At 34.7% G+C, this 14,750-nt stretch carries 13 protein-coding genes; all 13 read left to right on the top strand.

The features are described 5' to 3' along the window. Nucleotides 1-59: 59 nt before the first annotated feature. The 13 genes from AC27VX_RS10730 to AC27VX_RS10670 all read left to right on the top strand — a co-directional run bounded on the left by AC27VX_RS10730 (nucleotide 60) and on the right by AC27VX_RS10670 (nucleotide 14,508). The gene (locus AC27VX_RS10730; protein WP_236856351.1) at nucleotides 60-1,130 is read left to right on the top strand and encodes a formimidoylglutamase; all 1,071 of its coding nucleotides are present in this window, start codon (nucleotides 60-62) and stop codon (nucleotides 1,128-1,130) included. Between the two features lie 3 nt (nucleotides 1,131-1,133). Continuing rightward, entirely contained in the window at nucleotides 1,134-2,135 is a 1,002-nt protein-coding gene (locus tag AC27VX_RS10725) for a glycosyltransferase family 2 protein (RefSeq protein ID WP_488695522.1), read from the top strand. A 117-nt stretch (nucleotides 2,136-2,252) separates the two neighbouring features. Beyond that, nucleotides 2,253-3,371: a glycosyltransferase family 4 protein gene (locus tag AC27VX_RS10720; RefSeq protein WP_236856349.1), complete on the top strand. Its 1,119-nt coding sequence runs from the start codon at nucleotides 2,253-2,255 to the stop codon at nucleotides 3,369-3,371. A 35-nt stretch (nucleotides 3,372-3,406) separates the two neighbouring features. Further along, complete coding sequence (locus AC27VX_RS10715; protein WP_236856348.1) at nucleotides 3,407-4,288, top strand: polysaccharide biosynthesis/export family protein; 882 nt, start codon at nucleotides 3,407-3,409, stop codon at nucleotides 4,286-4,288. A gap of 5 nt (nucleotides 4,289-4,293) precedes the next feature. Then, the gene (locus AC27VX_RS10710; protein WP_236856347.1) at nucleotides 4,294-6,792 is read left to right on the top strand and encodes an exopolysaccharide transport family protein; all 2,499 of its coding nucleotides are present in this window, start codon (nucleotides 4,294-4,296) and stop codon (nucleotides 6,790-6,792) included. A 213-nt stretch (nucleotides 6,793-7,005) separates the two neighbouring features. Then, nucleotides 7,006-7,896 (top strand): type IX secretion system protein PorG, encoded by an 891-nt coding sequence (gene porG, locus AC27VX_RS10705; RefSeq protein ID WP_236856346.1) that lies wholly within the window; start codon nucleotides 7,006-7,008, stop codon nucleotides 7,894-7,896. 1 nt (nucleotide 7,897) lies between these two features. Continuing rightward, nucleotides 7,898-8,647 carry an undecaprenyl pyrophosphate synthase gene (gene uppS / locus AC27VX_RS10700; protein WP_236856345.1) on the top strand — a complete coding sequence of 250 codons (750 nt, stop codon included), beginning with the start codon at nucleotides 7,898-7,900 and terminating at the stop codon, nucleotides 8,645-8,647. 27 nt (nucleotides 8,648-8,674) lie between these two features. Next, on the top strand, nucleotides 8,675-11,209 hold the full coding sequence (gene bamA, locus AC27VX_RS10695; protein WP_236856344.1) for an outer membrane protein assembly factor BamA: 2,535 nt from the start codon (nucleotides 8,675-8,677) through the stop codon (nucleotides 11,207-11,209). 8 nt (nucleotides 11,210-11,217) lie between these two features. Beyond that, the gene (locus tag AC27VX_RS10690) at nucleotides 11,218-11,769 is read left to right on the top strand and encodes an OmpH/Skp family outer membrane protein (RefSeq protein ID WP_236856343.1); all 552 of its coding nucleotides are present in this window, start codon (nucleotides 11,218-11,220) and stop codon (nucleotides 11,767-11,769) included. 65 nt (nucleotides 11,770-11,834) lie between these two features. Next, entirely contained in the window at nucleotides 11,835-12,338 is a 504-nt protein-coding gene (locus AC27VX_RS10685) for an OmpH/Skp family outer membrane protein (RefSeq protein WP_236856342.1), read from the top strand. 70 nt (nucleotides 12,339-12,408) lie between these two features. After that, nucleotides 12,409-12,894 (top strand): acyl-CoA thioesterase, encoded by a 486-nt coding sequence (locus AC27VX_RS10680; protein WP_236856341.1) that lies wholly within the window; start codon nucleotides 12,409-12,411, stop codon nucleotides 12,892-12,894. 52 nt (nucleotides 12,895-12,946) lie between these two features. Then, nucleotides 12,947-13,810 carry a dTDP-4-dehydrorhamnose reductase gene (rfbD, locus tag AC27VX_RS10675; protein WP_488695517.1) on the top strand — a complete coding sequence of 288 codons (864 nt, stop codon included), beginning with the start codon at nucleotides 12,947-12,949 and terminating at the stop codon, nucleotides 13,808-13,810. Nucleotides 13,811-13,824: 14 nt separating this feature from the next. After that, a complete protein-coding gene (locus AC27VX_RS10670) occupies nucleotides 13,825-14,508 on the top strand; it encodes a hypothetical protein (RefSeq protein WP_488695515.1) in 684 nt (227 codons plus the stop codon). The last annotated feature ends 242 nt before the right edge of the window (nucleotides 14,509-14,750 follow it).

Raw genomic sequence — 14,750 nt, 5'->3', positions numbered from 1 at the left:
TGTATGTTTGTTACAGTGGGTTATTCAATAAATTATTATTATTCAAATTAAATTATACTATGGATTTCGAAGACTTTATCATTTCACCAAGAAATTTCAAGACAGAAAGCTGGCAGATAGGAAATCGGATTACAAAAGATATTAAAGAAGACAGCATTGTTCTGCTGTTCGTATCAGATTACAGAGGTGCTGGCGGAGAAGCAGAAGTACAGGATTTCACTGCAGTCAGAAAAGAATTTTATAAGCTGGCACAACTGGACTTTGAAATTCCAATTGTAGATCTTGGAGATTTAGTATCCGGGAAATCTGTTCAGGATACCCATTACATCCTTCAGGAAGTTTTATCAGCCTGTCATTACAAAAGGGCACTTCCTGTCATTATAGGTGGATCCAATGACTTTGCCTTTTCATTATTTTCTGCTTTGAATTTTCATCAGAACAGCATCAATTACACCCAGATTAGCAATATTATATCCCTTCAACAGGGGGAAACGATTAATGAACACACCTTTTTGAGCAAGATTTTGGGTGCTAAGAATTTTTCCATTAAAAACTATCATCATTTAGGGTACCAAAAACACTTAAATGAAATGGATTCGGTAAGATTGATTAAAGAAGTAGAATTTGATATTATCCGTCTTGCAGAAATGATGAACTCTACAGAAAAGACAGAACCTTTTTTCAGAAAAGCCGATATGGTCACAGTAAATTGTGATGGTATTGAGAGTTTCAGCGAGCCTTTTTCTATGAACCCACAGATAAATGGACTCAACAGAAGAGAAATTTGTGCATATATGAAAGAAATCGGATTGAGTGAAAATCTGAAATCTGTAGGCATCTTTAATTATAATATTTATTCTGAAAATCAGCTGAACCACCAGCTTTTAGCACAAATGCTATGGTATCTGATCGAAGGAATCAATATTCAGCAGTCACACCCCAAAGAAAGACACTATGAAATGTTTTATGTTCTGATTGATGATAGACAATATGCATTTAAGCGTGATACTTTCAGTAATTTGTGGTATTTTGGTGACGATGAAAATATAGATCATTGCATTCCGTGTTCCAGGAAAGATTTTGATGAAGCTAAAAAAGGATGGCTGAATGCAAGACTGACGAAATTTTAATGTATGACGAAGATTCCCTCAAAAGTTTCCATTATTGTTCCCGTTTACAATGTTGAGCGTTATTTGAAAAAATGCCTTGATTCTCTGCTTAACCAGACCCTCCAGAATATTGAGATTGTGGTAGTAGATGACGGAAGCAAAGATCGGTCAGGTGAAATTATTGCCCATTATGCCGAGAAATATCCTGAAAAAATAAAATCTTTTACAAAAAAAAATGGCGGACTGAGCGATGCCCGGAATTTTGGTATTGACCATGCAACCGGAGATTATATAGGCTTTGTAGACAGCGATGATTATATAACGTCTGTCATGTTTGAAGAAATGATGCTGCTGGCAGAAAAACATGAGACAAAAATGGTGATCTGCAATATTCAAAAAGTAGATCAAAATGGAAAAGTTGTCCAAAAACTAACCCAGCTTCCCGATATGCCGGAAAAAATAATTCTTGAAAATAACTTTTCAGTTTTTTCAGATATCAGTTACTTTGCCTGTAACAAGTTGTTTGCAAAGGAACTTTTTGCTCAGAAAAGATTTAAAAAAGGTATTCATTTTGAAGATATTCAGCTTATTCCTCAGCTTTTGCTGGAATGCGAAGCAATTGCTCAGACCCAGAATTTCCACTATCAATACCTTGAACGTACAGATTCTATTACGAAAACTCATACGGAAAAAGGATTGGATATACTGAAAGCAGTAACTGATGTAGAACAAGCATTTGATAGATCTAAATATGCCCATAAAAAACAAGAATTGAAAAATTTTCAGATTTTTGAAGGGGTATACTCCTTTCTGGCGTATCTGGCCTTTGTAAAAGAGGAAAAAATCTTCTACAGAATGTCTGATCAGCTTGATGTTTTCACAAGAGAGAGACAAATAAAAATTCGAGATATATTGAAGTATAGTCGTTTTGGTAAAAATTATCTTTTATCTTTGCCCTTGAAAAAAAAGATTTTTTATCTGTTATTTTTTTCCGGACAGAAAAAATTGATAAAAAAATTAATATAAACACAAATGTAAGTACTATTATTTCGGGCAATAGAAAATAATGGTTAAACCTATTCTATTTACATGGTTGGGTTTTCTATTCATATTGGAGAAAGAAAGTACTGGATAAGAAAAAGGATGAAAAATTTTGAATTGTTCTTAAGCGCCTCGGGGATACCTATTTTCTACGTAAAAATAGGATTAGGCTTTGTATTCTCCCTTCTGATTACTTTTTTCAGTATTCCCACCATCGTAAAGATCTCAAGAAGGAAGAACCTCATGGATGAACCTGGGATAAGAAGCTCTCACCTCAGAAAAATTCCCAATCTGGGAGGTATTGCCATCTTCTATTCAATCGGGATTTGTACATCCATTTTTGCCTATGAGCTGTTTGATCTTTATAAGTTCTTATTTGCTTCATTGATCATTCTGCTGTATATTGGAGTAATGGATGATATTGTTGTAATGAGGGCATATAAGAAACTTGTTGCACAGATTTTAGTGTCTTCATTAGTTGTCATTGGTTCAGATATCAGAATCAGAAGCTTATTTGGGATATTCGGAGTATACGAACTGGGGTACTTTGTAAGCGTTGTATTCAGTATAATTACTTTTATTATTTTGATTAACGCCTTCAATCTTATTGATGGTATAGATGGGCTGGCAGGCGGTTATTCTGTAATATGCAGTGCGCTGTTTGGAATAAGTTATTACAGGTTAGGAGAATATAATTATCCTTTGGTTGTTTTGTCTGTTATCATTATTGGAGCGGGATTGGCATTTTTATACTATAATCTGTCAAATTCCAGAACCAATAAAATATTTATGGGAGACACGGGATCTATGTTACTAGGCTTTTTATTGGCCTTCACATCCATTTGTTTCATTGATATTTTCATTGATAAAAATCTCGCAGATGTCCCTAGATATCATTTACAGTCCGCGCCAGTAGTTGCTGTAGCGATTCTAATCCTTCCTATTGTAGATACGTTAAATGTTATTATGGTAAGGCTTTACAACAAGAAATCGCCATTCGACGCAGATAAGAACCATATTCATCACAAACTGTTGAAGCTTAATCTTACCCATAGAAGATCTACTTTTTATATTATTCTTTACTATCTGATGATTGTAGGGATTGCTTATTATTTAAGACACATGAATGTAAATTTATTATTGCTGGTAATTGTTACACTAGGTTTTTTCGGCGCTTATTTACCAGATTTGCTATATAAATTAAGAAATAACAAAAATTAACAATTAAATATTACTTTTGTAAACAATATTCAAATATGATGAAGAATTTTAAGTATTTATTTTTAATATTCCCTTTTTTAGTTACCTCATGTATCACAACAAAGGATGTGAGATATTTGCAGCCCAGCGAAAGTCTCGTTATTAACGAAGAAGGCCTTGTTCCCTACAATATTCCCGTATACAGGATTACAAAAAATGATATCCTTAATCTTAACATTGTCACCACTCCCAAAGGAGATGCTGCACAGTTTTATTCCTCTTACAATACTTCGGGAGGATTAGGCGGAGGCGGTGTGACGAGTTCTGCTGTTTCAGGAGGCGGTTCTGTGGGAGCAGGAGGAATTGTTACTGGGGGAAGCAGAGGTGGAAATATAAATTTTTATTTCAATGGACTGAAGGTTGATACCAATGGTGAAATTAATATCTTTGGAATAGGATATGTAAAAGCAGAAGGAAGAACGCTTGATGATATTACAAAAGAAATACAGGATAAGGTAAATGAAAATTTTCAGGAAGGTAAATCTGAAGTAAGATTAAATACTGACGGAATTACATACTATATTCTTGGAGATGTAGAAACTACAGGCCTTTCCGGGGAAAAAGTTGCCCACAAAAATACCCTTACTATTACAGAAGCATTGGCTATAAACGGAGGGTTAAACAGAACGATTGACAAAAGGGAAATCGTTATCCATAGAAAGCTTCCGGAAGGAATCAAAATTGCCAAAATAGACCTTACCCGTGAAGATCTTATGAATTCTCCTTACTATTACGTACAAAACGGTGATGAGATTTATCTGAATACAAGAGCTAAAAGTTTAAATGGATTCGGAAAAGATCCTATTCAAACTTTAGTTACAGGAGTTTCGGCAATTACTACTGCGTTGTCTATTTATTTACTTATCAAAAATCTTTAATCCTTATGATTCCGGGAAAAGACACACAAGTAGAAAAAAACGAAGGTCAGAAAGAAAAATTTGGCACGTTTGCATTGTTTGATATCGAACATTTCTTAAGAAGAATAATAAAGAACTGGTATTGGTTTGTTTTCATGCTGTTTATTGGTTACACTATTTCTTGGGTGTACAGTAAATATTATGCACAGAATGTATATGCCTCAGATTTATCGTTGAGTATATCCAATAATACCTCAAGTTATTTTACCCCAAATCAGTCTATCAACTTTATCTGGGGGCAGGGAGGTAATCAGGATGGGATTTACCTGAAGAAAATGCTTCTTTCAAGATCGCATAATGAGTTTTTAGTTAAAGAATTAGATCTTTTTGTCAATTACTCTACCAAAGGGGCGATTAAATCAACCTATTTGGACAAGTATGATTCTCCTGTTTCTCTGGAAATCGACAAAAAACATCTTCAGCAGATTAACTATCCAATTACATTACTTCCGAAAGGCAATGGTTCTTATGAAGTCGTTCTTCCGGAAGAAGGGCAGTCTACAAATTTATATAGCTATGAGGCAGAGGGATTTCAGAATATTAGCAATTATGAGAGACCAGCCAACAAAATTCTTAAGGTAAATGAGTGGTATACATCTCCCAATCTGAGATTTAAACTGATACAAAATCCAACGGTTCCTAAATTGGAACTTAAAAATATTATTGTGAGCCTTGGTTCTGTAAACCAGACTGTAAATGATATAGTGTCCACGATAGGTGTAGAATTCGATAAAGAGATTTCTACCATTATGATTATTACCAAAAAAGGATACAATCTGAACAATACAGTTAACTTCCTGAATAAGTCAGTAAATGAATTACAGAAAAAAAGACTTGAAGATAAAAATACTGTTAATAAAAATACAGAAGCTTATTTACAAGGCAATTTGGATAAGATCCGTAAAAAGTTAGATTCCAGTGCCGCAGTCCTGAACTATTTAAAAACATCAGAAAAGCTTTACAATATTAAGAACAGGGACGAGAGATCTTTAGATAAAATAAAAGAGCTTGAAGCAAAAAAAGCTGATATTGTAAGCAAACTGAGTTCTCTGAACAATATAAGGAATACACTTCAGTCGCAGAATTTTGATAAAATGATCGCAACCAATGCTGCAGGTTTTGAAGACGGTTTTTTCACCGCTACAGTTGCTGAACTAAAGGCTATGTATGCGAAGAGAGAAGAAATGGCTTCAATCTACAAACCCAGCTCAGAGCCTATGAAAGAGATTAACAGGCTTATCAGCGAGGCTAAAATGGGATCGTCCAACAGTCTTAGAAATTATTATAACAAATACTATGATGAAATCAATAGAATTGATCGTGAAGTAGCCAGTGCCAATTCTGATTTATCCAGCTTTCCGGAAAAAGAAAGAAAGTATCTGGATGCTGAAAGGGGGTACAATATGATTGAAGCTACTTATAACAGCTTATTGGGAAGACAAAATGAAACACAGATGAATGTTGCTACCAATAAATCTGATATTACTGTAATTGACCCAGCAAAGAATTTGGGGCAGGGGCCTATAAGTCCTAATATCAAATTGGCAAAGATTGCAATTATCTCAATAATGCTGTTACTTCCATTGTTATTCATCCTGGTTGGAGAGCTGCTTGATAATAAGATCAGAAATATCAAAGAATTATTGAGCGCTACAAAAATCCCACTTCTTGGAGTGATTGGTAATAACAGTAATGAAAATATGCTTACCGTTTTAGAACAACCTAAATCATCTGTTTCAGAGGCGTTTAGAGGGATAAGGGCTAATATGAGATTCTTAATGAATAATGATGATGAAAAAGGAAAAGTTATCCTGATAACATCTTCCATCGGAGGTGAAGGGAAGACTTATGTTTCTATTAACCTGGCGTCTGTAATGGGATTAAGTGATAAAAAAACAATCCTGTTGGGAATGGACCTTAGAAAGCCTAAAATCTTTGGTGATTTTAAGATTGATAATAAATATGGTATTTCAAACTATCTGACCGGGGAAGTAAATATTGACGATATTGTCAATAAAACAAATATCCCTAATCTGGATGTTGCTACTTCAGGTCCCATTCCACCAAACCCTTCTGAGCTTTTAATGAGCCAGAAAAACATCAAGTTTATAGAAGAACTGAAAGAGAGATATGATTTTATTATTATAGATTCTCCGCCAGTAGGTTTAGTAGCGGATTCTTACGAACTTATGAAGCATTCTGATGCCAATATCTATGTTGTCCGCCATGAATATACTGAAAAGTATATGCTGAAGATGATTACAGATAAATATCATAATGATGAGATTAAGCATTTAGGACTTGTTTATAATGATTATAATACAAAACAAGGCTATGGTTATGGCTACGGTTACGGATATGGCTACGGATATGGCTACGGCTATTTTGATGAAGACAAAAACTATAAAGAACCACTATTAATCAGAATAAGGAACAGAGTTCAGATGTTCTTTAATAAAAAATAAAGCATTAAACCCTCATTTAATGGGGGTTTTTTCATACATAATGTATTTTCATAGTATGAAAAAAAGAATATTTTTGTCACTTTGCCGTTTACTTTATAACAAATTATGTTTTTTTGTTTATTTTTAACTAAACATTAAGATTATCATTAATATAAAAATGTTTTATATTTGCAAAAATTAAATTTTAAAATAACCATAAATCCATATTCTTTTATGAATAAAAAATTATTGTTTAGCTTCCTTGCCTTCCTTGGAGTGGTAAGCGTTAAAGCACAAAGAAACGAATTGGGGGTTCGTCTAGGTATGAGTAACCTAGTGGGAGATGTAGGAAGGACAAATTATATTTTACAGAAGCCGTTGGATTTAAGCAGAACGTCAGATTGGGGCATCCCATTTTATGGAGGATTATTATATAGATTTAATTTTAACCCGCATCAGACTATTAGATTGGATTTAGGATACAACCAGGTTCAATTTAGTGATAAGGCGGCAAAGGAAGATTACAGAAGAAATAGAAACTCATACGGAAAAAACAATGTGTATGAGACGAGTTTAATGTTTGAATATAACTTTTTTCCAGTAAACAATGAGCAGATCAGCATGTTGAGTCCATATATCTTTGGAGGTATTGGCGCTTTGATGTTTGACGCACCTAAAGCTACTTTAGTCAATGACTTCAGAAGAGATGCCGATGGTGTGGCAATGGCTCCGATTAATGAAACGGACTTCAAAACAACTGCAGCTTACTCATTAGGAAAAAAAGTAACAATGCATATCCCTTTTGGAGTAGGATTAAAATATAAATTTAACCACTCATGGGCTATATTTGCAGAAGCTACATTTAGATATACACTGACAGATCAGCTGGATCACAGTAAAATTCTGTCCAAGGATGTGAAAACTTCCTTTAGCGCAGATATTTTGGATCCCGTAACAGGCGGTTCATTATTACAGTCAGGAAACTATTATGCAGTTTCTCAGGAAAGAGAAAAAGAGTTTATTAAAAAGAGAAATATTGGAGATGACAGATCCAATGACTGGATGAATACTTTCAGTCTAGGACTGACATATTCGTTCGGAAGACCTCCATGTTATTGTGAATAATATGTCGTTGATTAAAGATAAAATAAATTCTGAGAATTTACCAAAACACGTAGCCATCATTATGGATGGTAATGGCAGATGGGCAAAATCTCGTGGCGAAGAAAGAACTTTCGGTCACAGAAATGCCATTAATGCAGTGAGAAATGCTATTAATGCCTGTAATGAGATTGATGTTCCATACTTAACACTGTACACGTTCTCTTCGGAAAACTGGAGCCGTCCAAGTGAAGAAGTGAATACACTAATGAACCTGCTTGTAGAAACCTTACTGCTTGAAGCAGAAGAGATCTTCAGCAAAGGATTAAGAATGCATGTGATAGGGAATTTGGAAAAGCTTCCTCCACTAGTAAGTGAACAGTTACAGCGTGTGGTAGACCTTACAAAAGAAAACACAAAAGGAAACCTTGTATTAGCAATAAGCTATGGATCACAAAATGAGATACTTAATGCTGTGAAAAATATAAGTTCCGATGTAAAAGAAGGAAAGATAGAGCTGGAGAATATTAATGAACAACTATTCGAAAACTATCTTTATACTAAAGATTTCCCACCGGTAGATCTTTTGATCAGAACCAGTGGTGAAACAAGAATCAGTAATTTCCTTCTTTGGCAGATTGCTTATGCTGAATTACAGTTTTTAAATGTTCTATGGCCGGATTTTACCAAAGATATTTTCTTCCAGTGTATTGTGGATTATCAAAACAAGGAAAGAAGGTATGGGCTCACCGGAGAGCAGATACAAGGTCAATAAATTTAAAGAAAAGAAAGACTCGATAAAATGAAGTTTAGACTATTACCCATCATTATGTTTGCTGCTTCTGCACATTTTTATGGACAAGTAACTCCACAAGACAGCACTAAAGTAAATAATGCTGTACACGCAGAAAATGAGGCAGGCACTTATACACTTAAAGACATCGTTGTAGATGGGGTAAAAAAATATACACCAGCTCAGATTTTAAGATTTACAGGCTTGACTAAAGGCGAAAGCGTAGATATTCCGGGACAGAAAATCAGCAATGCTGTTAAAAAGCTTTGGGATACCCAATCTTTTTCTGAAGTGGAAGTTTATGTTCAAAGCATTGAAGGTCAGACTGTCGTTTTAAAGTTTTACCTTGAAGATCTGAAAGAACTTGGAGAAGTTAAATTCACAGGGAAGGGGATCGGTAAATCAAAGAACGAAAAAATGGCTAAGGATAACAACCTTAAGCCGGGAACAAAGATTACTCAAAACTTAGTTTCTAGTCTTAAAACCAATGTTCCAAAGGACTATATCAAGAAAGGTTTTGCAGATGCCAAAATCACTATTCAGGATAAAGTAAATGCCGGCGATCCTTCGTTGGTAGACTGGACAATCAATGTAGATAAAGGTAAAAGAATTAAAATTGATCACATTGAATTCGAAGGAAATACAAGTGAGACTGATAGCAAGCTTAGAAATAAAGCTTTTAAAGAAACAAAACAAAAACGTTTCGGGATTGGTGGAATTTTGAAATCTTCAAAATTCATTGAAGAAAAATATCAGGAAGATAAGCAGAATCTTATCAATTATTACAACTCACTGGGGTATAGAGATGCAAAGATCGTTTCAGATTCAGTATGGAGAAATAAAAGAAACAACTACGAGATCAATGTAAAACTGAACGAAGGGAAAAAGTATTATATCGGGGACGTTACGTTCACTGGTAATACAGTGTATGCCACAGAATATTTACAAAGATTATTAGGATATAAGAAAGGAGATATCTACGATGCTGTAGGATTCAACAAAAAAGTTGGTGAAGACGGAGGTAAAGAAGATGATTCAGATATCAAATCCGTTTATATGAATAACGGATACCTTTTCTCAAACGTAACACCTGTCGAAAAATCAGTGAACGGAGATGCTGTAAATCTTGAAGTTAGAATTAACGAAGGTGAACAGGCAAGCTGGAATAAAGTAACTTGGCAAGGGAATACAACAACCCATGACCACGTAATTCTTAGAGCATTAAGAACAAAACCGGGAGAGCTCTTCAAAAAAACAGAAATAAAAAGAACTTATTTTGATTTAGCCGGGATGTCTTTCTTCGACCCTCAGCAGGTAGGACAGGATATTCAGCCAAATCAACAGGATAATACAGTGGATATCAACTGGAAGCTTGTTGAAAAAGGATCCTCTCAGGTACAATTACAGGCGGGTTACGGAGGTAACAGTTTCATTGGTACTTTGGGACTTACATTCAATAACTTCTCGCTTAGAAATTTCCTTAAGTTTAAAGACTTTAAGCCTGTACCTCAAGGAGATGGTCAGACTTTCTCTGTGCAGGTTCAGGCAGGACAGTATTTCCAGAATTATGGAGTTTCATTTACGGAGCCTTGGTTATTCGGAACAAGAGCAACAGCGCTTTCTGTAAGCTTGAATAGTTCAAGAGTAAGATATACCGATGCTTACGGGACAGCTCAGAAACTTAATATATTTTCAGCATCAGCAGGTCTGAACAGACTATTGCACTGGCCGGATGATTATTTCTCACTTTACACAGGACTGCAGTTCCAGAAGTATGACTTCAATAACTATCCATTCCAGTTTGGTGATACTACAGAATATAACGGAACCGCAAATAACTTCAGTGTCAATTTAGGATTAAGTAGAAATTCTGCAGGTATTGACCCGATTTTCCCGACGATGGGATCTAATATAGAGCTTTCAGCGAAGCTGACTCCTCCATACTCATTGTTTAAGAAAAAGGATTATGCTTCAATGTCTCCTATTGACAAATATAAGTGGATGGAGTTCTATAAGATCAAGTTTAAGGCTGATGTATATAACGAAATCGTCGGGAAACTTGTACTGAGATCCTCTGCTGAGATGGGATTCATGGATGGATACAACAAAAACTTGGGGGCACCACCATTTGAAAGATTCTATATGGGAGGTACCGGACTTTTCGGAGGTAGATATGATGGTAGAGAGCTAGTTCCTTTAAGAGGGTATGAAAATGCCAGTACAGCAGGAGGCGAGAACGAGGATATCACCCAAAAAGGAGGAGGTACAATCTATAACAGATTTACTTTAGAATTAAGATATCCAATTTCAATGAGCCAGACTGCAAAAATTTATGCTTTGACATTTGCAGAAGGAGGGAACGTATGGAATTCATGGAGTACTTACAGTCCATTCCAGCTGAAAAGATCAGTAGGGGTTGGAGTAAGAGTATATATGGGAGCATTTGGATTAATCGGATTTGATTTTGCATATGGATTAGACAAAACAATATCAGGAGATGTATCTGGAGGAAAAACCCACTTCTTGATGAACCAAACATTATAATTATTAATATGAAAAACTTTAAAGTAACTTTCACATTCGTTATGCTTCTGTTGTTTGGGCTAAGTAATGCTCAAAAAATAGGAGTTGTAGATACTAATGAGATTTTAAATAAACTACCTCAGTATAAAGAAGCTGAAGCAAGACTTAATGCTCAGATTGATACTTGGCAGTCAGAACTTCAGAATTTACAGTCAGAATACGAAAGAAAGAAAGCTGCTTTTGAAAGTGAAAAAATATTATTAATAGGAGACCAGCTTAAACTTAGAGAAAAAGAAGTTGTAGATCTCGATAAAAATATCAAAACAACTACCAGCTTACGTTTTGGGTCCAATGGTGAGATCACAAAACTGAGAACAAATCTGGTTCTGCCATTTCAGGATCAGATCTGGGGAGCTATTAAAACTATGTCCGAAAAAAATGGATTGGGCATAGTTCTTGATAAAAGCAATAACATTAGTGTTATTTTTCTTCAGGGAAAATATGATTATACAGAAAAAGTGTTGACCATCCTGTTAAAGGGAACTGAGAAAAAAGACAAAAACAATAAAAGTAAAAAGTAAGTTTTGAATTAACTTTTACTTATATTTTAAATCTAAAAACAAATTAAATTATTTATTTACCAGTTATGAAAAAATTAAGTGTATTATTTGCAGCAGTAATGATGGTTGTATCAGTAGGTATGGCAAAGGCTCAAAAAATTGCTACTTTAGATGTAATAGGAGTTCTTAACGCAATGCCTGAAAAGAAAAAAGCAGATGCTGATCTTAAAACATTCTTAGATACAAAACAAGCTGAGATTAAGAAAAAAGCAGATGCTGGACAAGCTAAATATAAGCAGTTTGCAGAAGAAGCGCCTAAGAAAACTGCTGACGAAAACAAAGCTAGAGAAACTGAATTACAAAAAATTCAGGAAGAAATAGCTCAAATGCAGGACAAAGCTCAAAAGGACTTACAAGCTAAGCAAGACGTAGCTTTCGGACCAATTGAGAAAAAATTGAATGATGCTGTAGAAAAAGTTGCTAAAGCTAACGGATACGAGTATGTTATGGATGCAAATTCAGCAGCATTTCTTTATAAAGCTGGAGCAGATGCAACAGCAGCTGTAAAGAAAGAATTAGGAATTCAGTAATTTTAGCAAATTAACAAAGATTTATAAAACTAACCGCCTCTTTTAGAGGTGGTTTTTTTATTTTTGCGGAATGGAAAAAGAAGTATCAACCACGGTAAAAGTTAGGTTTAGTGATTGTGATCCTATCGGACATTTGAATAATGTAAAATATCTCGACTATATGTTCAATGCCAGAGAAGATCATGTAGAGACATTTTATGGATTTACTTATGAAGAATACACTAAAAAGACCGGCTGTACCTGGATTGCGATTCAAAATGAAATTGCCTATTTAAAAGAAGTAAGATATAATACCCAGGTGGTGATCAGCAGCAAAACCATAGACATACAGGATAGAACTGCCAAAGTTGAAATTCTTATGAAAAGCCTGGATGAAAAAACCATTCATGCCGTGCTTTGGGTTACCATTATTTATTTCAATGTCAAAACCAGAAGATCTGAGGTACATCCCGAAGATATAAAACAAATATTTGATAAATTTTACGTGGATTTGCCCCAAAAGGATTTCCAGTCAAGAGTTAAATTTTTAAGATCTCAGAACGCAAGAAATTCTTAATGAACACAACTTCATTGAGAATACTTTGAAAATAAAATTAATAATATAATAAATGAAAAAAATAGCAATAATAGGAAGTAACGGACAGTTGGGAAACTGTATTAGAAAGATTGCACCTGATTTTGAAAACCAATATGAATTTCTATTCACAGATTCATCAACTCTGGATGTCACAAACCAAGAGCAGGTCAATGATTTCTTTTATGATAACAAACCCGATTACTGTATCAATGCTTCTGCATATACAGCCGTAGATCTGGCAGAGACAGAAAAAGGGAAAGCATTTGCAGTAAACGCAGATGGAGTTGCCAACCTTGCACAAGCTTGTGCTGATAATAAATCAGTTTTAATTCATGTTTCTACAGATTATGTTTTTGACGGAAGCACCAATCTGCCATACGCTGAAGATGATTTTACCAATCCAATTGGAGTATACGGAGAATCAAAGAGAAAAGGAGAAGAACTGGCTTTGGAAATAAATCCTCAAACTATTATCCTTAGGACTTCATGGCTGTACTCTGAATTTAATAAGAATTTTGTGAAAACAATGCTGAATTTGTTCGCTCAGAAAGATGAAATGGGAATTGTTGCTGATCAGTTTGGACAACCTACGAACGCAAATGACCTTGCAGAAGCGATTATGGATATTATTCAGGCTCCCAAAAAGACCTATGGCGTTTTTCATTTCTCCAATTATCCTGAAACAACATGGTTTGAATTTGCAAAAAAAATTGCAGAACTCTCTAAGTTACCGGTGAAGTTAAACCCTATAACCACAGAGCAATATCCAACCCCAGCTAAAAGACCTGTAAGAAGTACAATGTCTTTAGATAAAATAGAGCAGATCTACAAAATAGAACCTAAGCACTGGGAAAACAGCCTTGAAGAATGTGTTGATATTCTTTCACAACAATAATACATATAATATAGATGAAGAATATAGCCATTATCATTTCCGTCCTGTGCGCCCAGCTTTGGAATGCACAGAATGTTTATCTGTCCAAAGTCGAAAAAACTAACGACAATTCAGATAAATTCTTCTATAAAAAGGAAGATGCAGCTACTGATGCTGTTTATTTGGGAGAAATAGAAGTACAAGGATTTTCAAAAGATGATGCTGTTGTATTTTCTATGGTATACAAAAAAGGAAAAGAGATCGGAGCCAATACATTTACTTTAAAACCTTTTGAAAATATTGACGGAACTCCCCAGTCATTCAATCCTGCTAACTATAAAATTGCTTTATACTATACTCCCAAAGATAAATTAGCAACTCAGCATGGAGACTTGTACCTATTTGCATCTTCAGAAAAGAAACAGAAAATAAGTGTTAACAAGGAAGATTATACTTTATCGCCAAGATCATTTTTAAAATTTAAAACGGTTCCGGGAGAAGTATATACAATTTCAACTAAGAAACTTTTAGGTTCCACTATAAAGATTCAGCCAAAAGCGGGTGATGATAACCAATACTTTCAGGTTTCTGCTTTAAAAGTAAAGCCGGATACATCGGGAGTAGGAGGTTTAAATCTAAAATCAGGTGATATTATTGGTTTGGAGAAGTCTTATGCAGAATTTTTAAGCTTAATTTATAAAGAAGAAAAGGCTCAATAAATAGTATTGTGAGGGATTATTCAATGCTTATCTTATATATATGCTTTATTTGAAACATTTGTTTAAAAATTTTAGCCTTACCAGCCAGCGTTTTAGCATCAAATATTAATCAGATATGAATTTAATGTTAAATAAGTTTGCTGTGTAAGGTATAAGTTTCTATCTTTGCCCCACTGAAAAACGAAAGAGATTCGGTAAGCGCAGAAGGGCTTTTAGATAAGCATAAACAGTATACTTTAAAG

This window comes from Chryseobacterium sp. 14P4.3.2 (assembly GCF_057799275.1).
This window is presented reverse-complemented; position numbering and strand designations above follow the sequence as displayed.